A 20,549-nucleotide genomic window follows, 5' to 3' on the forward strand; every position below is an offset into this window, starting at 1 on the left:
GCTTCTGTAGAGCCTTCCCCGTATGGAGTGGCAAGCAAATTCCTTGCAGTTTCCTTTTGTAGGGAACGCCGTAGGCGCGAAAGGCACTGTGTGCCCGCCGTAGGCGCGAAAGGCACTGTGTGCCCGCCGTAGGCGCGAAAAGGCACTGTGTGCCCGCGTCCTGACCGGAGGTCCGCGAAAAGGCACTGCGTGCCCGCCGTAGGCGCGAAAGACGCCGTGCGTCCGCCGTAGGCGCGAAAGACGCCGTGCGTCCGCGTCCCGACCGGAGGTCAGCTTTTGACATCGGCCCTTTTGAGGACAAGAAGGGACAGGCCACAGAACAGCGCTGTAAATACGGCGCACATCACGAAGAAAATCCCCATATCCACTTGTCCCAACGCCTCCTGGCTGACAGCGCCCATCCCTGCAATCACCAGGGCGTTGGGGAAACAAGCCCACCAGCCCTTTGCAGCCAATAGGAACCCAACGACGCTGCAAGCAAACCCGATCCCCACCGGCACCGCAAAGCTCCGGATGCGCATGGCAAAAAAGAGCTGCATCGCCGCAACCGGGAGGGAGCCAATCCATGCGCACAGGAACCAGCGGATCACATCCGGCGGCACCGGGGACTGGAAGCCAAAATAGAACCCAGCCGCCAGATACAGGGCAAAAAAGAGCACCTGCGTCACAAAACTCAGGCCCGCAATCACCAGGAATTTGCTCCAGAAAATGTTGCGCTCCGGGACGGGGGCGGTCATCAGCGTGTTCCAGTTGTGGTTTAAATGCTCCAACCGCCACGCATAGGCGGCATAGATGGAGAGCAATACCGCCAGGAACAGGTCCCCATAAAACAGGCTGACCTGGGTCCACAGGCTTTGCCATTCGTTTGTCAAAATCTCCCGGTTCATCGAAAAGTTGGCGCACCCAACAAAGACGCTGAACGCAGGCAAAAACAGAAACGCAAGCCAAATGCACGACCCTTTCAGCTTGCGGCCCTCCGCCGCAACTGCATGTCTCAACATGGCATATCCCTCCTAAAACTCTTTCCGGCAAAGGCGGCGCTTTCCCAGGAAATATACGACGATCCCCAGGACAAACACCAAGAGCGCTGGGACGATGTTGGGGTCCATCGCCAAATACTGCCACTCATGGTCCCCCAACGGGACCGCCTGCACGGAGGACAATTCCGCATAGCCGCACCACGGCAAAAATGCGCGCACCTGCGGCGGAAACAACGCGCCCACAAGCCCAAGGAACGACCCGGCCATGCCGACAATCAATGCGACCAGTTGATTGGGCACCGCCATGGCAATCCATTGTTGCAGCGCCAACACAAATACGCTCACGAGCATGGTCCCCAAAAAGACCTTTCCCACCAGTCCTACGGGGATTGGGCCCGGGAACCCCTGCCATGCGGCAAACGCCAATAGCGCGGCCAGCTCCAGCACCAGGGTGACGGTCAGGAGAAGGAACGTGCAGAGGAATTTGGCAAAATACAGCTTGCCCATGGGTTCCGCAGCGGCGCCGAGCAGCTTCCAGGTGTCGCCCTTGTGTTCCATGTCGCAGATGCGGCTGGAAAGGACCGCGATCGCCAGAGGAAGGAACAGGCCGTGCAGCATCGCCAAATTGGTAAACAGGTTGTTCCAGATCAGGTTTGCGCCGTTTTCTTCAAAATAACTCTGCACGGAATAGGCTGTCCAGGCCCCCTCCACGCCGCAGAGCAGCAGTGCGGTCAAGAAGACGCCGCGCCGCCGGATCTTATAGAACTCCAAGGAAAGGTAACGGATCATAGCGCGCCTTCCTTTCCGGTGAGATCGAGGAAGATCTCCTCCAGGCTGCGCTGCCGCTCTTCAATGCGGAATACCTGCACGCCGCTGCAAACCAATTGTTGGTTGATCTGCGCCACCGCAGCGTCGCTCAGATTTTCCAGCAGCAGCCATCCGGCCTCGCGTTTGGGGCGGTACCGTTCCAACAGGCGCGCGGCCTCCTCCGGGTCCTGTGTCCGGACAGCCACATAATGGGCGCTCTTCCTCCGCAAAACTTCCAGGCTGTTTTGGAAAATCAGCTCGCCGTGGTCGATGATTCCCACGGCGGTCGCCATCTGGTCGACCTCCGCCAGCAGATGGCTGGACAGCATCACCGTCATGCCGTACTGCTGCGGCAACGCCTTGATGAGCTCCCGGATCTCCTCAATCCCGGCTGGGTCCAGCCCGTTGGTGGGTTCGTCCAAGACCAGCAGCTTCGGAAACCGCATCAGCGCCATCGCAATGCCCAGGCGCTGCTTCATCCCCAGCGAATAGTGGCTCACCTTTTTACCGGCCTGGTTTTCCAGACGGACAATCCGGAGGGCCTCCCGCAGGTTTTTCTCCGGGATGTCCAGCAGCTTCTGCATGACGCGCAGATTTTCCATGCCGGTCAAATGCCCGTAGTACGACGGCGATTCGATCAATGCCCCGGTCTGGCGCAGAATTTCCACCCGGTTTTTGTCGTTCATCTGTTTTCCAAAGAGATGTACCGTGCCCTGGGTGGGTTTTACCAGGCCCAACAGCATTTTCATGGTCGTGGATTTCCCTGCGCCGTTGGGCCCCAGGAAGCCGTAGACCTCCCCTTCGCGAATCTGTAAATCCACATGTTTGACGCGGAATACACCGCCGTATTCTTTGGATAACCCTTCTGTACTTACGATCGTCTCCATCCCCGCACCTCCTTATACCAATCCCGCATAATAGGCGGGAATACTGTTTTGATAGACCGCCCGGCTTGCAAAGGCACTCACTGCGGCAAAGGCAATCGCCACGAGAGCGATCACCGCCAGGACGCCGAATCTCCGTTTCATCCGTTCCATAGGAACGCCTCCTTTTTGATTGACTGGATATAGCATAACGCGGGTTCCTTACAGGAAGCTGCACAAAACCTTACGGCAGACTTACAAAAAGGGTTGCGGCGTGAAATGGGAAATACAGGTGTGTTATAATAACCTCACGGCATAAGTGAAAGCCGGTTTCGCAAAAGCTCGCCGCTTTGCGGCGCGGGATGCGGGGCTGCATGTTTTCAAATCGCGTGGCCTTAGAAATTTTCAAATTGAAAGACCTGCTAACAAAAGTCAAGTAGAAATTTCAGATTTGAGGGAGCGGCAAAAAGACAACACAAAATCAAGCCGCTGAGCATCTCAAAATCGAAACGGCGGCCAACCAGATGGTATGACACGAAAATTAGTTGTGCTCCAGAGAATCCAAGTAGGCTTTCACAGAGGCGTAGTAGATGCGCAGGAACTTGTTGGCGGATGCCATCATGTAGACACGGTATGGCTTGCCCTCAGAGCGTTTCTTGTTCATGAACTGGTAGACCGGCTCATCCATTGGAGCGCATTGCAGGAGGACGCCCATCACCAGAAAAAGTGTCCTGCGCAGGGAGGCAGATCCCCGCTTGGAAATGCTGCGGCTGCGGACATCTATTTGGCCGGATTGGTATGGCGGGGCGTCAATACCCGCAAAGGCCACCAGCGCTTTCTTGGAATGAAAACGGCGCACATCTCCAATTTCAGCTATGAGTTGGGGGCCGAGTGTGGGGCCAACACCAAACATCCCCATCACTACAGGATATTCTGGCAGAGAAGCTGCCAGAGACTGCATCTCCTGTTTGAGAGCAGCTAATGCGGCGGAAGTTGCCTGGAGTTGGGAAATGGCCTGTTCTACCAAAAGTTTTGCCGTCTTTGTTTTCGGCATGACACCGAAGCGTCCACAGGCGGAGACATAAATGTCCAGCGCCTTATCTTCACTGAAATTGTAGCTGTGCTTTCTGCACCACTTCTGGTACTTGGTGGTAAAGGCTTTCTTAGACAGGCCACAGACACATTCGCAACGCCAGAAAGCAGCTACAAAGTCCACCCACTTTTCGCTGCCATCGGCGCGGGGCGGACTGGTAAACAGGCGGTTTGCATCAGGAAAAGCGGTGTCCAGCAGGGAGATCAAGTTGTTTTTCAGCATGGTCTGTACTTTGGAATACTGTTGGTACTGACGGTAGCAGGTCTTCAGCATGAGCCGGGCATCTTCTTCCGGGACATATCTCGGAAGTGTGAGCCAGTGGTCAAGACCGTAGTTGGCCAGCTTCACGGCATCCTTCTTGTCGGTCTTGCCCCGTCTTAAACTGTTGTTCCCGTAGTCGTGCACCAGCATTGCATTGACTACAGAAACATAAAGCCCCGCGCCGTGGAGCAGCCAGGCCACCGGCGCATGGTAATTGCCCGTGGATTCCATCACCACACGGGTCTCACCGTCCAGGCTTTTGAGCAGCCTTGCCAGCTCACTCAGTTCACTGGCGGTGTGGCACACTTCAAAGGGTGAAACCACTACTTCTCCAAAAGGCCGCATGACTGCAATCGTGCTCTTGCCCTTGGAAACATCGATGCCAACACAGTTCATTCACATTCCTCCAATACCAAGAATCTGCAACCGGAAATCCATCTTTTCTCGTTGCCGATTCAATCTATTGGGTGACACGAACTCTCCGGTATCCGGTGGCTCAACCTGCTCAAATCGAACGCTGCAACAAGAGGATGGCTGACAGTCTTTCGAACGGACATAAAAGCCCAAGGAGGGATTGGTCAGCCAGTTGCTCCCCTTATTGTAGCTTAGGCACGAGATGGAGAGAAAGCCGGACTGGCTGCCCGGCTTTCCTGTCCAAATTTATTGTAATAGTAGGGATTCCCATGGATGAACTCAAGGAAAAGAAAATCCTGGTGGTGGACGACCAACCGCAGCTGCTGCGCATGGTGGACGAGATCCTGCGGCGGGAAGGCTTTACCCGCGTGTTCCTCGCGCCGGACTGCGCCCGCGCCATGGAACAACTGCGCGCGGTAAAACCCGACCTGGCGGTGTTGGACGTGATGCTGCCAGACGGGGACGGCTTTTCGTTGATGCAGCAGATGCGCGCTATTTCGCCCCTGCCGGTGGTATTCCTGACCGCGCGCGGGGAGGACGAGGACCGGCTGATCGGCCTGGGGATGGGGGCGGACGACTACATCGTCAAGCCGTTCCTTCCAAAAGAGTTGACTTTGCGCATCACAGCGATCCTGCGGCGGGTCTATGTCCCGATCCGCCAGGAGCAGCTTCCGGCCTTCTCGCTGGGGGACCGCACGGTCGATTTGGGCGCGTCCCTGGTCCGCGCGCAGGACGGGCGGGAGTGGACGCTCACCGCGAAGGAACATGCGCTTTTAAAGAAGCTCTATGAGAACCGCAACCGCATTGTCACGAGCGACGCGCTCTGCCAGGCCGCCTGGGGCGACGACCTCTACGGCTATGAAAACACCCTGATGGTGCACATCCGCCGGATGCGTGAAAAGCTGGAACAGGACCCGTCCCATCCGCAGTATCTATTGACCGCGCGCGGCCTGGGTTATAAACTGCAATTGGCGCCCACGAAGAACGCCTAACCTGGGCCGGGCCGCAAAGCGGCGGGCAAACCGCCGCTTTCCTGCAAACGCCGTTTGCAGCCGCCGCGCAGCGTTGCGCGGCATGCGGCCCTTAGAGCAAGCAGTTTCAAAAGCGCCCCAGCGCCTACACTGGCGGCTCGCATTGCGTTGTCTTGAAAGGAATCTTCAGAAAAACCTATTTTAAAAGCTATCTCCCATCGATAAACAAAAGGGATTGCCCTGCAGGAGGTGTCCATCTTGAAAAGTATCCAGCGCTTCTTAGGGCGCTTTTTGATCGGCCTATTCGTCTGTTTCCTGGTCTTCTTTGTGGCGAATATCGCCGGCCTGACAATCTATCTGCGCGTCCTGTACGATACGCACGAGGGCGACGAGGACTTCTCCCCCACCTGGGCGGTGCGGGACACCGTGGAGGGCCTGACCAAACAGGATGGCGAATACCAGCTGGCCCCATCCGTTGTGGAAGAATTGCGCGCGCACAGCGCCTGGGCCATGCTCTTGGATGACAACGGGGATGTGATCTGGTCCATGGATCTGCCGGAGGAGATCCCGCTCTCCTACACCCCGAGGGACGTCGCTGGGTTTACCCGGTACTATTTGCAGGATTATCCCGTCTTTTGCTGGGAACACCCGGACGGCCTGGTGGTGACCGGATACCCCAAGGGGTCGTATATGCGCTACACGCTCAATTTTGCAGAGCAGGACGCCCGGACGATCTTTGAATGTGTGCTGCTGTTCCTGGTCGGCAATGTCCTGGTGGCGATCCTGATCTATGCATTCCTCTGCTGGTGGACGGTGCGGCCGGTACGCCCGATTTTGCACGGGTTGTCCTGCCTGGCGCGCGGGGAACCGGTGCAGCTGGCGGAGCGCGGCAGCCTGCGCGAGGTGGCGGCTGGGATCAACGCGGCTTCCGGCGAATTGCAGCGCCGCGACGACGCGCTGCGGAAAAAGGACGAGGCGCGCGCCAACTGGATCGCGGGCATTTCGCACGACATCCGCACGCCCCTCTCCGTGATCCTCGGCTATGCGGGCGAATTGCAGGACGATCCCGCACTCCCGCCGCCGGAGCAGGAGCAGGCCGCGGTGATCTGCCGGCAGGGGGTCCGCCTGCGCGACCTGGTCAGCGACCTGAACCTGGTGTCCCGCCTGGAATACGACATGCAGCCCCTGGAATGCCAATGGCTGCGCCCGGCAAAGCTCGTCCGCCGCGCCGTGACCGATTTTATGAACGCGATGCCGGAAAATCCCTGCGGGATAGAACTGGAGGAGGTGGACGAATCCATCCGCTTGCAGGGGGACGAGCGGTTGCTTTTGCGCGCGCTGACCAATCTGTTGCAAAACAGCGTCCTGCACAACCCGCAGGGATGCGCCATCCGGGTTTCCGTGCGCCGGGATGGGACAAATACCTGCCTCCTTTCCGTCCGCGACGACGGGGTTGGCGCGGACCCGCAAAAGCTCGCCTCCGTATTGAACGCCCCTTACGCGCCGAAGCGCGCCCATGGGCTGGGCCTCTTCCTCGTCCGCCGCATCACCGAGACCCACGGCGGGCAATTTACCGCGCGTACCGCGCCGGGCGAGGGGTTCTCCGGAGAGATGCGGCTTCCCTGCGAGCCGCTCCGGGAGTCTGCGCAGGGCGGTTGACGCGCTGGCATCAAAAAACCGGGCGGGGACAAGTAGAAGTATCCCCGCCCGGTTTTGCCAACCGTGAAGAGCCCGGCAAGCGTGAGGTAGGTGCTCTTCTTTCGGATGTATTTTTCTTCTCTCTACATAATGGAACCAAAATAGATGGCTAAAAATTCTTTTATAAAGAGCATTGCCATGCATGTATTTTTCGTAAACACAGATGTGCTGTAATATCGGTCCATATCGAACAAGAGCGGACGGTACAAGCTGTACCGTCCGCTCTTGTGTTGTATGATAAAACTTGATGAAGTGTGTCTTTCGATCGCCGGTTATTGCGCTGCGCCCTCCACGGCCTCCTGGAAGGCCTCGAGGTCGCTTCTCGGCACCAAACCGCGCACAACGTTGTCCAGCACCACCAGGCAGTTACGCTCCCCATCCGCATAGAACTCCAGCGTGTTGGTCGGAAGCCCGTCGTAATAGGCAACTTCCGCCCGGAAGAGCGGCGTCCCGGAGGGCTGGGCGTCTTCGGCGTCCTCCAAAACCGTCTCGCCGGTCAACGTCTGGTAGAGGTTGGTAAAGGCGGTGTAATCGGTCTCCGTCCCGGAGGTGTCGGCAACCGTATAGTTGTAATACGTGGTGTCCTCCGTGGACTTCTCCTCGTCCGTTGTCCGCGTCACATCCCAACGGTAGACCATGTCCCCGTCCAGCGTAATGGAGAGCGACTGCACAGACTCCACGCTCCGGGTCAGCAGGACCTTGCTCTGCACGTCAAACGGCGTCGTCAAGCTTGTCCAGGGGGTGAGGCTGTCCTCCAAAATGCGGTATACGATGTCCACACCGTCCAGCATCACCATGCGGTTCCCGTCCTTCTCCGCCCCGGCCATGAGCGTATACTCCTCGCCGTCCGTTGTAGTCATCTGGATCACATTGGTCGGGTTATCCAGCCCGTATTCCCGCAGGGCGTCCTGGTCTGGATGCAGCGCTTCCACGCCGCCCGCAGTCAAGCACGACAGCAGATCCGTCAAGGACTTGACCGTCTCGGTATCTGCATCCATTTGCTTTGGCTCCGTCATCAGATACAGGGTCCCCTCGCCCTGTTGGAGCGTGATGGGTTCCGCAAGCGCCGTCCCGCTCAGCACCAGCTTGCGGAACGGTGCGGAAGCGTCGGTTTTAAGGCTGCTGAAATCCAGCACCTGGCGGGACAGGAACCCCGTCTTATCCTGGAGATAGGCGAGCGGCACGCTTGCCACATAGACGTCCTCCGCGCCCTGCCCGCGCACATAATAAGCGGTGCTGTCCTCCACGGAGGCATTGCCGATCTCATAGGCATAGGTATCCCCATTTTGAAAGGTAACCTTGACCGTCGCCTGCGGGGTGGAAAGGCCGAAATCCGCAAGGTTGCTTACCGCACCAATCTTTTTGGTGGCAAAGAGCTGCCAGCCGCCTTCTGCGGCGCTGTTGACCGCGTAGCTGTCCTGCGGGAGGCCCTCCAATTCCTGGATGGAGAAGTTGATTTCCTCTTCGGCGTCCGAAGAAGTAGCCCCGGAAGCGTCGCTGGAAGCCTCCTCCAAAGCGCTGCTGCCCGCAGCGCTGCTTTCCGGCTGCTCTTCCGCCGGGACAATGGTAAATACGCCGCTTGTGTTTGTCACCTCAATGGAGGCGACGTCCGCCTCCTCCCGGTTTAACAGGGCGATGTCCTGGGAGGAGCTGGTGGTGGAGGCGTCCGTTTCGCCGCCGGTCAGCATTAGAGCGGCCAGGGCGCCGCCCAATACAACAATGCATACGCCGAGAATGAGCAGATTTCTGGTCGCTGGTTTCATTACAGCCTCCTCCTTCTATAGTACACTACTACGCCGATCACGACGACGATCAACGGAATCAAAATGGTAAAGATGCCAAGGCCAAAGACCATGACCTGCAACAGGCTCATGGAGATGTCCGCAATGGAGGTCTGCACCTGGCGCGTTTCCACCGCGATTGTTTCGCCCTCCGTACCGGTGACGTACTTGGCGAGATCCGTCAGATAGCGCCCATCGCCAAACGTATTGGAATTGATGATGCCGTCCACGAACATAAAGGTGCTGCCCAGCGCAACCACATTGGCGGTGGCTTCCCCTTCGCCCGTGGTGATGGTCTTTTGCGCCAACGCCGCCAGGGTGTGTTCGCCGGTCTGCGGGTTGCTGATGCTCTCTTCAGTGCCGTCATAGAGGAACGCCGAACTGCTGCTGGTCGCAAGCGTATGTGTTGTGATGCCGTTGCGTTCGTCAAACAGCAGGTTGATCGGGCAGCTCTGCGGCATCAGCAGGTAGCCGTAGTCCGAAGTGGCGCGGCTGAGGGTGATGTCGCCGCTCTGGTTGGCCAGCAGGTACGACGGGTCGCTCGTGATGTAGCTATTGGGGTCGGTTTCCACAACCTGCGTGGATTGCTGGACATCCAAGCCCCATTCCTTTAGGAAGTCCGTCAGGTTGGGTAGGGCGTCCTGGCCCGGATAGAAGGTCACCAGCAGGGAGCGGTCGGACGCCTTGCTCTCGTCGTTCAGGAAGGCTTCCAGCTTTTCAATCTCGTCCGGGGTGTAGTCGGTCGCCGGGGTCGCCAGCACAAAGAGCTGCGCGTTCTCCGGGATCTCGTCGGTCAGGAGGTTGATCTCCTGCGTTTCAAAGTTGTTGCTGGTCAACAGGTTTTTATAGAGCGTGGTGTCCATCATCTCGTTGTGCCCGGTGTCAAACACCGCCAGCGGGAGGGTATCCGCGTTGACCGAGCTGACAGCCGAAGCCAGCGCGCTGTCCACCATGGAATAGGCGACCATCCCGGTTTGGCTGTACTGTACATCGAACAGGTCCGTGTAGGCCAGTACGCGGTAGCGTTTGTCCGTCTTGACCAGGACATCCGCGGTCATCAGGCCGTCGTCCTGATATTCCGAAGCGAAGGCCGGGTTTTGGTCCAGGTCGATGTATTCCACGGAGATATTGGAATTGCGCTCCGCCATCTTTTCCGCCAGGGCGCTGACCTGGCTGTATTTAATCCCATATTCGGCCAACAGGGTATCGGATTTTGCGATATCCTCGCTCGCCATGATGTAGATGGTGGTTGGGTTCTGCACGTTGGAGGCGATTTCCGCCGCGCTGTCCGAAAGGGTGTTGACATGGCCCTCGGTGAGGTCCAGGTTCATGGAGGGATAGCGCTCCGCCAACAGGCTGACGACCACGTTGAGAAGGATGACCACCACCAGGAAGCCGGCGGTCATTGCCAAGGAAATCCCGCGGTATTTCCCTTTGTGGCTATCTTTCTTCGGCTTCTTTGGCTTTTGCGGCTTTTCTGTATCCGCCTCCGGCACGGGGGCGAGCGCTTCGGAAGGCTCCTGTTCGTCCTGCATGGGCGGTTCCCCATCCGCTGCGTCCTGGCTGGATGTGGACGTTTCCTCCGCAGGGGCCTCCCCCTGCGTGCCGTCCGGTTCGGAGGCGGTTTGCGTTTCTTCTGCGGGTATTTCGGCTGCCGGGGATTCCGGCCCGGCCGGTTCGATTGCTTCCTGCGCCGGTGTGGATTCCTCCTCCGGCGTCAAGGGGTTTTTGTTTTCGTTGTCCATCTGTTTTCCCTCCTTTAGCTCCAACGGCGGCTCTCCAGCTTGCGTGCGGTCAGGAACAGGAAGACCGCCGCCACGCTGAGGAAGAACACGATGCTGGCAATATGAAAGGTACCCGTGGTGAAGGGGGTATACCGGCTGTTGAAGGACAGCCAGTTCAACACCTGGACCACTACCTGGTTGCTGATAATGCTCGTGAGCTGGTCGATCACCACCAACAGGATGGAGATGCCAAAGGTGCCGATGGCGGCCACGATCTGGCTTTGCGTCAGAGAGGAGACAAACGTGCCGATGGCCAGGATTGCGATGCCATACAGGAAGGAGCCGATCACGGTGCCAAGGATCAACACCCAATTGGGCGATGAAAAGAACCCAATGACAATCGCGGGGATCAGGCTTCCCACCAGGATGATGGCATAGATGGTGGCAGAGGCGAAAAATTTGCCCAGGACGATGGAACCAACCCCCACCGGTGCGGTGAGCAGGGCTTGGTCGGTGCGGTTCTTTTGCTCTTCACTGAACACGCGCATGGTCAGGATGGGCAGGAGCATCATGCTCCAAATGAACATATTGCTGTAGACAAATGTGGAGATGTAATAGGTGGAGCCGGACAGCATGACGGAGTAATAATAGAACCCATACAGGGCAAACAGGACTGCCGCCACCACATAGCCGATGGGAGAAGTAAAATATGACCGCATCTCTCTTTTATAGACTGCGCCCATTACGCCCCCTCCTTTCCGTCGAGAATTTCAGAGGGCTGCGCCGTCTCCTGATGGTCATACAGGTCGCTGGTCAGGCGCAGGAACACATCTTCCAATGTGAGGTCGGTGTTCTTCATAGAGAGGATGGGCCAATGGTTCTGCGCAGCCAGCGCAAAGACCGGCCGCCGCAGGTCGGTCCCTTCATTGCCCTCCACAGAGAATTCATAGACGCCGGGTTCTTTTTCGCCATAGGCGTCCACCTCTTTGACACCCCGCAGGGAATGAAGCCCCTGCTTGATGGCCTTTTCCTCGCCCTCCATGCGCAGGAGCAGGCGGTTTTCGTTGGAAAGGCTGTGCGCCAGGCTGTCCGGGGTGCCGTCCGCGACAATCGAACCGCGGTTGATCACGATCACGCGCTCGCACACGGCCTGCACTTCGGACAGGATGTGGGAGCTGAGGATGACCGTGTGCTTGCGGCCCAAGCTCTTGATGAGGTTGCGGATCTCAATGATCTGCTTGGGATCGAGGCCCACGGTCGGTTCGTCCAGGATCAGGACCGGCGGGTTGCCCAGCAGGGCCTGGGCGATGCCCACGCGCTGGCGGTAGCCCTTGGACAGGTTGGCGATCAGGCGGCCATATACGTCGTCGATCTTGACCAGCGAGCAGATCTCCGCAATGTGCTCCTTGCGGGGGAGCTTCACCTTTTTCAGGTCGTACATAAAGTTCAGGTATTCCTTGACGGTCATGTCCGTATACAGAGGGGGGATCTCCGGCAGGTAGCCGATGCGCTTTTTCGCCTCCAACGGGTTTTCCAGGGTATCGAACCCATCGACGGTGATGCTGCCCTCTGTTGGGGAGAGATACCCCGTGATGATGTTCATGGTGGTGGATTTCCCGGCGCCGTTTGGCCCGAGGAATCCGAGGATGGTTCCCTCCTCCAGGGAAAAATGGATATGGTTCAAAGCGAGGTTGGAACCATACCGCTTTGTGAGGTTTTTCACCTCAATCATATGCGTCCCTCCGGTTTCAAAATTTCAGGGAGCGCAATCCGCACAGAAAAGGCTTTTCCCCGCGGAAAAAGTCCGGTGGGCGATTCGATACGCTCCCATATACGTGATTAACAGTTTAGCAATGCAAGGTGATCGTTAGGTGATCGAATTATGAATAAATTGTTATGAAATGGCAAAAAGGCCAAAATCCTTGGCAACGGACCGGCTCCCTTTCCACGGTTTTACAGGCGTTCGTGGTATGGGACACGAAAACCATTTTTCGATTCTTGTCCTTTTGCCGGCGATGGGCTCCAAAAAAAGATTGCATGGGCCGGCGGCCTTTCTTGCAGATTTCAGCAAAAGCTCGTATAATCGTTATGTTCTTCTTTTCAACAGGTTTCGCAAGATCTGTTGAAAAACAAATCCCATCGAATCCATCGCAAAAAATCCGGAGGCGGCCGTTCCGGATCGTTTGCCGTGGGTTCGTTGAATCCAGGTGATCGTATTGTTTTCAAAAAAGGACCTCCGCCGCCTTCTGATCCCTTTGATTATCGAGCAGATCCTGGCTGTCTTAGTCGGCATGGCAGACGTGGTCATGGTTTCCGCGGTGGGGGAGGCGGCTGTCTCCGGCGTATCTTTGGTAGATTCGATCAGCACGCTGATCATCCAGCTTCTGGCGGCGCTTTCCACGGGCGGCGCGGTGGTCTGTTCCCAATACCTTGGGAAAAAAGACGCAAAAAACGCCTCTGTTGCGGCAAACCAGTTGCTGCTCTCCACGTTCTTGCTCTCTGTCTTTATCATGATCGTGGCGCTGGTGGGCAACCGCTCCCTGCTCGCCTTGATCTTCGGAAGCATCGAGGCGGATGTGATGAGCAACGCGCAAACCTATTTCTTTCTCTCTGCGGTTTCCTACCCATTCCTCGCGATATACGATGCCTGCGCGGCGCTGTATCGTTCCATGGGGAATTCCAAAGTGTCGATGAACACCTCCCTGTGCATGAACGCGATCAATGTCGTGGGAAATGCCCTATGTGTATATGGCCTCCACATGGGTGTGGCTGGCGTGGGAATCCCCACGGTCGTCTCACGTGCTACGGCTGGGATCATCATGCTCGTGATTGTGCGCAATCCCGATCATTTGATCCACGTGGATAGGCGCCTGCGCCTCGGGTTTCATCCCCAGATGATCCGCAACATCCTGCGCATTGGCGTCCCGGCTGGAATGGAAAACAGCATGTTTCAGCTCGGGAAAATCCTGGTGCAGAGCCTTGTGTCGTCTTTGGGTACCGCCTCGATTGCGGGATTTGCCGTGGCGAATAACCTGGTCCAATTTGAATACCTGCCCGGCACCGCCATCGGGCTTGGCATGGTAACCGTGATCGGGCAATGCGTCGGCGCGGGGGAACACGCACAGGCCAGGCAATACACAAATTATCTTCTCAAAGTAAACTATGGGATTTTGGCGGTCCTAGCCGTCCTTTTGACCGCCCTCAGCACGCCCCTTGTGGGCATTTACAACCTCTCGCCGGAAGCATCCTCCATCGCGGTGGCGTTGATCGTGGTACACAGCTTTGCCATGATTATTTGGCCGGTTGCCTTTGCCCTTCCCAACGCGCTGCGTGCGGCGTCCGACGTCAAATTCACCATGGTGACCGCTGTCTTTTCCATGTGGGCATTCCGCATCGGGCTGAGCTATGTGCTGGTGCTGGGTTTCCACTTAGGCGTTATGGGCGTCTGGATTGCGATGTTTGCGGATTGGGGATTCCGCGCGGTCCTCTTTTTTATCCGGTACCGCAGCGGGCGGTGGCTCCCGCAGCGCCCTCAAAAACAGGCTGTTGGGCAATAGCGGATTCCCCCACATGCTTGAACCCCTGCCCCTCCTAAAAACAAAGATTGCAGCCCCCGGACAAATCCGTCCGGGGGCTGCTTGTGTAAAAGGAGTTTCAGGAACATCCTTGTCTATGATTTCGTGCGGTCTTTCTGCTTTTACGCATCTGCTTGCCGTTCGCGCCTACAAGCGGGCACATGTGCCATCTTGTTCTTATGGCGTTTCCTTTGCAAGCACTTACGCAATTTTCACGGTGCAGTGTTTGACTGGGGCATTGCCCGGCAGGGTGGTATACACACCGGCGCTCTCGCCCGCTGTGCCGATCGCCCAAACGCGGAAGTAGAAGTCGTTCCCAATGCGGGTGACATACTGCGTCTTGAGCACATCGCCGTTGCCCACCGTAAAGCTCGGGACAAGCGTGTTGCTGTTCATCACCGTCATCTTGAAGCAATAAGCGGTTCCTCTGCGGACCGTAAAGTCCACGGTCGTGTCGGAGACCACATACGGCGCGAGGGCATTGCCATTCGCCGCAACGATGCCGGCCGGCCCATAGAGGTTCCAGTTGTAGGAGGAAGAGCTGCCGGAGGTCTTCTGGGTCTCCGTCTTCTTCTCCAGCGTGTCCAGCGCATTGGAAAGCGCGGTGTACGCCTCGTCGATGACCGCCTGTTCCGGCGTGGTCATAGCCAACACTTCTTCTGCACGGGCCAACGCATCGCGGAAGGTCTTGAAGTCGTCATTGTCGAGGTCGAGGTACTTATCGAGGTTGGCCTCAATTTCGTGCGCCTCATCGACCAGCATCTGCAAGCCGCTGAGGTCGCCCGCAAAGGCAAGGCCATCGATCGCGTCGATCAGGGCGTCGTAAGCATCCTGAACATCCTGTTCCAGTGCGTCCGGGTCGTCATAGACTTCCTGTGCCTGCTCGCGCGCCTCTGTGAAGGCATCCCAGGAGCTCTCCGTATAGCCGCCCTCCTGGATCAGGTTCGCCTGATCGAGCAGCTCGCCCAGGAGCGTTTTGTCGCCCGCTTCAAAGGACAGCAGCTGCAGGGCATCGAGCAACTCGCTCCAAGCGCCGTTGATTTCGGCCTGGACGGCGGTCTTATCCGCTTCTACAGCGACAGCCGCGTCGTACGCCTTCTGGATCGCCTTCTGGACGCTCGGGACAGCTGCCTCAAACTCTTCGCCCGCCATCAATTCTTCTGCAATCGTGATGGACTGGCGCAGGACCTGCTTGTCGACCACGACAAAGGAAATGGTGACGGTCTTGCCGGTATAACCCATGGTCCCTTCGCAGACATACGCCGCGGTATCGGTCGTATCGTCAAACAGGACCTCTTCCCCGTCCACGGTGATGGCTGCAAATTCGCGGCCGTCCACACGCGGTACGAACCGGAATGCGTACGCATCGCCCGGGAACAGTTCTTCCGTATAGGTGCCCGTCAGGTTCGCCAGGATCGCGTCGCTGTCATCCAGCTGCGCGTTGGTGGTGAACTTCACGGTAAGGGTGTGCGCGGTGGGCTCGATTTCTCCCATGGCCACTTTCAGAGCGGTGTCCGCTGCATCGACGGATTCCTGCGTGCTTTCGCCGTTGAGCTCCGCCTTTGCCGCTGTGAGCGCTTCCTGAATGGCTGCCCACTCGTCCTCGGTGAAGTCGTCCTGCGAGAGGCCTTCCGCTGTCGCGACCGCCTCATACAGGGATACGCGGTTCGGCTCTGCATACGCATCGCCCTTTTCCATGATCTCCATGATGGTCGGGATGTTCTCCGCATTCCAAGAGACCTTGACGGCCGTTACATTTGTATAGGCCGAGACATCGAATTTCGCCGGATTTTCATTGAGTTCACCGACCTTGACCCATTCGCCGTCGGTCTGAATCTCAACAGCCGGTTTCTCCGCTTCGGATTCCGTCCCCTGGAACAGGACGGTGATCTCATCGACCTTCTGCCCATGGATCAGCTGATACTCCACATAACCCGCATCGGTCGCGGTAAAGGTGGTGGAAACCGTGCGGTCGCATACAACGCCTGCATCCTGGCCGTCGTTGGTGACAGCGACCGGGATCGCGCCGCCGAGTTCTTCGCCCTTATTGACTTCGAACTCAAAGAGCTGCAGCCACTGGGAGCTGTCCTGGGTCAGGCGCATACGCACATACTTGGCCGGCTGTCCGTTGCCGTTGCAGGTGTACGTATAGGAGCTGCCTTCCGCCACCAGGTCGGCCGCTGTGAAGGAACCGATCTCGGTCCATTCGAGGTTGTCCGCGGAAATCTCAACAACGGCTCCCGCCGCGCGGTCCCCGCTTCCAAAGACCAGCTTCACTTCGTTGGTATTGATGATGTCGGTGTATTCCATCGTGACCGTCTGGCCCACGCCCTGTGCGCCGTTGGTCCACATCTTGGTGTCATAGTTGCCGTCGGTCAAGTTGCTCAGCGGGTAGTTTGCCGGCTGATACAGCTCTACGCTGCAGGAGGCGCCCACAAACTCTGCGATGGGCCGCAGGCTCCAGGTCAGCGTATCTGCGCCGAGGGCGATTGCTTCGCTGGTGTTGTTCTTGACGCGGACAAACGCCGCTTCCGGCACCTCTTCGCCGGCATAGGCGGTCCAGGTCTTCCCATCCATGGAGGATTCGAGCGTCAAGCCCTCGGCCGCCGGATCGGCAAACCCGGTCAGGGTGCGGATCTTGTTGAAGATCACGCCGACGTATTCATTGCTCTGGAGGACAACACCTTCCAGGCCGGAAACCGTAACAGAGCTGCCTGCATCCGCGACGGCGAAGTCCGCCTCCGGAATGTTGGTGAATAGCTGCGGCACGGTCGCCACCGGCTCTACGTCGGAGATCTTATTCGTCGCCAGTTCAAAGACCGTGTTGACAAACGGTTTCATATAGGTCTTCGAAGGATCCGCCTGGTAATCCGCATAGCTATAGTCGGTGCCGGCGCCTTCCATTGCATGGACCACATAGCGCGGGTTTCTGCTGTTGGAAAGCTCGTTGTTCTTGATCTCGCTGGCGGCATTGTAAGCTGCCCAAGCGGCGTCTTCGTCGTCCGTCAAAAGGATGGTCAGGCTGTTTTCAATCACGGTCGCCATATCGGAGAGCTTGTTGAGGTTGCCCTCAAGGTCCGTATACAGGCGCTCATATTCCGCATTGCCGCAGTCCTGCATGAGGCGGATGGTGGCAATCGCTTCGTTGAGCTCGTGGAAGACGTCTTTCATCTTTGTCGCCGTGGTCATATCGCCCAGCGGATATTCTGCCTGGAACTTCGTGTAGAGCTCCTGCATATCCTTGGACTCCGGCGTGGTGACGATGTTCTTTGCAACGATCTTGTATGCCGCCGCGAGCTCCTCGCGGGAAACATCGCCGATTCCCTCTTCGATCAGATACGGGAAGGAATCCCCCCAGCTCTGCTGGGAATCAAAGTTCGCGGTGTTCCAAGCAAAGTCCGCCACGCCGAAGAAGGCGATGCGGGAGGCTTCCGCCTGGTTCATCGGGTTGGACAGGACGCCCACGCACTCCGTGGTGTCGGTGCCGACGGTGAAGTTGGCGTCGATGCGGTCGGTAAAGAGCTGTGCGTCCGCATAGTCGTTTACCGGGTAGTTCCACCAGATGCACGGCTTGCGGCCGGTGCGGGTGGCAAAGTTTTCGCAGGAGCTGTTGTTGATCGGGCCGCACACGGCGTCGCCGGTGAAGCAGATCACAACGTCCTCATGCACGTTGGACTGTTTGAACGCCTCCATGCACTGGTTCTGCATATCCGCATAGCCCAGGCCGTAGGTGTACCACGTCGGCGTGTAGAACAGCGGCTTGACCTTATCCTCTTCCGCCGCGTCCGGGGTGTTGTAGGTTTCATACAGACGCCGCTGGACCTGGTCGATCAGGTACGGCTGCGTGTATCTCTGCTGCAAGCCCTCGCCGATGGTGATGTCGTCCATGAAGATACCGAACTCGCGCACGCCGAGCTCATACAGGCTGTTGAACTTCGGCATCAGGCGGTTGGTGATCTCCTGGTCAACCGTGGCGTTGCTGCTCATGTCGAGCCTTCTCTGCATGGCGGGATGCGCCACCCAGACAAAGTCGATGTTGCACTTCTTGGACTCCTCCGCCAGGGCGCGGATGTCGTCCTGCGTCAAAACGCCGCGCTTGCGCTCGTCCTCGGTGACGGACGTGGGATATTCCTCGTCCCACAGGCCCAGATGGTACGGGTCGCCCTTCGGTCCATAGACGAAGATGTTCATCTTGTACTTCTTGGCGAATTCAAACCAGTCGAGGCGGGCCTCCACGGTCCACGGATAGCCATAGAACCCTTCGACCATGCCGCGGTACTGCTTATTCGCATAGTCCTCAAACAGGACGGTGGTATATTTGCCGTTCATGGACTGGGGAAGCACCTGCTCCAAAGTGGCGATGGAGTAGAATGCCGCGTCGTCGTCCTTGCCCAACAGCAGGATGTTGTTCGCAGCGTCCAACTGGACAATTTCCATGTCGAACTTGTCCTCGCCCTCGGTGAACACGTCGCGCGGGACATTGTTGGCAGTCGCGTAGTTGTCCGCCGCTTCCCCGGAGCCGTTGATGCCGATGTACAGGTTGGTTGCGCCCTCAACAGCCGCATCGCTGTAGCTGTAGGTCAGGCCAGCCTCGGAGAGGACCTCTTCCAAGCGCGCCTTCGTAACCTCACTGATGCCGGACTCCATGATGACGTTGACCGCTTCGGAGATGGTCATGTTCTCTTCGCCCAGCGTCATCTTCTGCGGGAGCGGATACACCTGGTATTCCACCTGGCGCTCCGCTTCGCTGCGCACATTGGCCGTGTAGGGGACCTCTTTGGAGCACGTGCCAAAGGCGACGGTCGCCGTCAGGGTGACGTCGGTGCTCTCTTCCGGCGCGGTCACGGTGACTGCCCCGGTCTCGGCGTCGATGGCAAGCAGGTCGCTGTCACAGGTCCAGGAAATCTTCACGCCTTCGTCGGTTCCAACCGGAAGGGTGAAGTCGTGGTTTACGATCGCCGGTACAGAAATCCCTGCAATGGCGTCGTCCACCATTTCCTCATCGGTAAAGTTGTAGATTTCAAACTCATAGATCGAAACGCCGTCCCAAGTATCGGCCGGCGCCTGGGTGCAATACAGCCGGACATAGCGGCCCGTCACGGGGGTGTCCAGGGTGATGACTTCATTCCTGCCCTGGCCGGTCGTCGTGGAATAGACGTCCGTGTAGGCGCTATCGTCGTCCGAAACCTGGATCTGATAGCCGGAAGCATACGCTGCTTCCCAGAAAATCTTGAACTGGCGGAAGGTCATGGTCTCGCCCAGATCGACCTTCAGCCATCTCGGCGGGTTGGCGCGGATTCCGTCATGGGACCAGCGGGTTCCCATATCGCCGTCCGTGGCGTTTTGGGGATAAAAACTTGTGCTGGCTTCTGTACCGCTGGCGGTTGTCGTCTTGTTCAACGCCAAGTTCGCGCCGTTGGCCGGTTGCTCCTCGGTTGCTGCAAACGCGAGGGAACTCAGGCTGCTCAAAATCAAGGCAAACGCCAGAAGCATCGATAACAGCCTGCTGCCGCTCTTTTTCATTCGTACATCTCCTTCTTTCCAAACTGTTTTCATGGATTTTTCCTATAGGACTGTTTCTGCACCCCTCCTTTTTTGCAAAAAATTTTGTTCACAGAATATAATGCATTTATATTATATTTTTATTTCGTTTTAAAGTCAATTTTTTATGAATGTTGCATGAAGCTCTATCATGTCAAAACTTTGGGAATTATCTCCACTGCGCTTTTTATGAGGAATTCAAAAATTGGGTTTAAATTTCTTAGGTTCTTATTCAAAAGTAACTGATTTTACCTTTGAATGATGATTCTTCAGAAAACATTTGCATCTTAAAAAGAGCATAAATATGCAATATATTCTCAAAAAAGAGTATATTTATACTAACCATAAAACGCTAAATCTGTAATTGTGCAAAAAAAATCCATTATTTGTCTATTATAACCGGACGTAACATCTCCTTCGCGGACCTCCGGTCGGGACGCAGGCACACAGTGCCTTTCGCGGACGCACGGCGTCTTTCGCACCTACGGCGGACGCACGGCGTCTTTCGCGCCTACGGCGGACGCACGGCGTCTTTCGCACCTACGGCGGACGCACGGCGTCTTTTCGCGCCTACGGCGGACGCACGGCGTCTTTTCGCGCCTACGGCGGACGCACGGCGTCTTTTCGCGCCTACGGCGGACGCACGGCGTCTTTCGCGCCTACGGCGTTCCCTAAGAAGGCAAACCGCAAAGAGTTTGCTTTCCGCTCCACAGGGGAAGCTCTACGCAAGCGAGCGAGTCGCTTTATAAAAAGCAAGAAGGGGGAAATCCACGGTTCCCGCACAGCCGGTTGAAAATAGCGGTGGAAAACACAAAAGGGCCCAGCCTCGGGAAAACTCCCG

The 20,549-nt window shown here is 57.3% G+C and carries 13 protein-coding genes; 3 read left to right on the forward strand and 10 right to left on the reverse strand.

Going from position 1 to position 20,549, the window contains the following annotated elements; genetic code table 11:
- Nucleotides 1-269: 269 nt before the first annotated feature.
- The 5 genes from I2E77_RS09795 to I2E77_RS09815 all read right to left on the reverse strand — a co-directional run bounded on the left by I2E77_RS09795 (nucleotide 270) and on the right by I2E77_RS09815 (nucleotide 4,400).
- A complete protein-coding gene (locus tag I2E77_RS09795) occupies nucleotides 270-1,001 on the reverse strand; it encodes an ABC transporter permease (protein WP_195451140.1) in 732 nt (243 codons plus the stop codon).
- A 12-nt stretch (nucleotides 1,002-1,013) separates the two neighbouring features.
- Nucleotides 1,014-1,769, reverse strand: coding sequence for an ABC transporter permease (locus I2E77_RS09800; RefSeq protein WP_195451141.1), 756 nt, complete (start codon nucleotides 1,767-1,769; stop codon nucleotides 1,014-1,016).
- Nucleotides 1,766-2,674: an ABC transporter ATP-binding protein gene (locus I2E77_RS09805; protein WP_191396075.1), complete on the reverse strand. Its 909-nt coding sequence runs from the start codon at nucleotides 2,672-2,674 to the stop codon at nucleotides 1,766-1,768. The genes I2E77_RS09800 and I2E77_RS09805 overlap by 4 nt, the downstream gene beginning before the upstream one ends.
- Nucleotides 2,675-2,686: 12 nt before the next feature.
- The gene (locus tag I2E77_RS09810; RefSeq protein ID WP_172749773.1) at nucleotides 2,687-2,824 is read right to left on the reverse strand and encodes a hypothetical protein; all 138 of its coding nucleotides are present in this window, start codon (nucleotides 2,822-2,824) and stop codon (nucleotides 2,687-2,689) included.
- A 367-nt stretch (nucleotides 2,825-3,191) separates the two neighbouring features.
- Nucleotides 3,192-4,400 (reverse strand): IS110 family transposase, encoded by a 1,209-nt coding sequence (locus tag I2E77_RS09815; RefSeq protein ID WP_195451142.1) that lies wholly within the window; start codon nucleotides 4,398-4,400, stop codon nucleotides 3,192-3,194.
- Nucleotides 4,401-4,687: 287 nt separating this feature from the next.
- Between I2E77_RS09815 and I2E77_RS09820 the strand changes: the two genes are divergently transcribed.
- On the forward strand, nucleotides 4,688-5,410 hold the full coding sequence (locus I2E77_RS09820) for a response regulator transcription factor (protein WP_191405816.1): 723 nt from the start codon (nucleotides 4,688-4,690) through the stop codon (nucleotides 5,408-5,410).
- A gap of 237 nt (nucleotides 5,411-5,647) precedes the next feature.
- On the forward strand, nucleotides 5,648-7,048 hold the full coding sequence (locus I2E77_RS14100) for a sensor histidine kinase (RefSeq protein WP_195451143.1): 1,401 nt from the start codon (nucleotides 5,648-5,650) through the stop codon (nucleotides 7,046-7,048).
- 311 nt (nucleotides 7,049-7,359) lie between these two features.
- Here the strand turns inward: I2E77_RS14100 and I2E77_RS09830 are convergent, their stop codons facing one another.
- The 4 genes from I2E77_RS09830 to I2E77_RS09845 are packed head-to-tail and all read right to left on the reverse strand — an operon-like array spanning nucleotide 7,360 to nucleotide 12,324.
- The gene (locus tag I2E77_RS09830; protein ID WP_195451144.1) at nucleotides 7,360-8,850 is read right to left on the reverse strand and encodes a DUF4340 domain-containing protein; all 1,491 of its coding nucleotides are present in this window, start codon (nucleotides 8,848-8,850) and stop codon (nucleotides 7,360-7,362) included.
- The gene (locus I2E77_RS09835; RefSeq protein ID WP_191448840.1) at nucleotides 8,850-10,613 is read right to left on the reverse strand and encodes a GldG family protein; all 1,764 of its coding nucleotides are present in this window, start codon (nucleotides 10,611-10,613) and stop codon (nucleotides 8,850-8,852) included. The genes I2E77_RS09830 and I2E77_RS09835 overlap by 1 nt, the downstream gene beginning before the upstream one ends.
- A 14-nt stretch (nucleotides 10,614-10,627) precedes the next feature.
- Nucleotides 10,628-11,335 carry an ABC transporter permease gene (locus tag I2E77_RS09840; protein ID WP_087235185.1) on the reverse strand — a complete coding sequence of 236 codons (708 nt, stop codon included), beginning with the start codon at nucleotides 11,333-11,335 and terminating at the stop codon, nucleotides 10,628-10,630.
- Nucleotides 11,335-12,324 carry an ABC transporter ATP-binding protein gene (locus I2E77_RS09845; RefSeq protein WP_087235184.1) on the reverse strand — a complete coding sequence of 330 codons (990 nt, stop codon included), beginning with the start codon at nucleotides 12,322-12,324 and terminating at the stop codon, nucleotides 11,335-11,337. The genes I2E77_RS09840 and I2E77_RS09845 overlap by 1 nt, the downstream gene beginning before the upstream one ends.
- Nucleotides 12,325-12,799: 475 nt before the next feature.
- Between I2E77_RS09845 and I2E77_RS09850 the strand changes: the two genes are divergently transcribed.
- Nucleotides 12,800-14,149: an MATE family efflux transporter gene (locus I2E77_RS09850; RefSeq protein ID WP_442856136.1), complete on the forward strand. Its 1,350-nt coding sequence runs from the start codon at nucleotides 12,800-12,802 to the stop codon at nucleotides 14,147-14,149.
- Nucleotides 14,150-14,368: 219 nt separating this feature from the next.
- Here the strand turns inward: I2E77_RS09850 and I2E77_RS09855 are convergent, their stop codons facing one another.
- On the reverse strand, nucleotides 14,369-19,690 hold the full coding sequence (locus I2E77_RS09855) for a beta-N-acetylglucosaminidase domain-containing protein (protein ID WP_195451145.1): 5,322 nt from the start codon (nucleotides 19,688-19,690) through the stop codon (nucleotides 14,369-14,371).
- Nucleotides 19,691-20,549 lie beyond the last annotated feature (859 nt).

The organism is Anaeromassilibacillus sp. 1001302B_160321_C8 (assembly GCF_015554745.1).
GTDB classification, from domain to species: Bacteria; Bacillota; Clostridia; order Oscillospirales; family Acutalibacteraceae; genus Anaeromassilibacillus; species Anaeromassilibacillus stercoravium.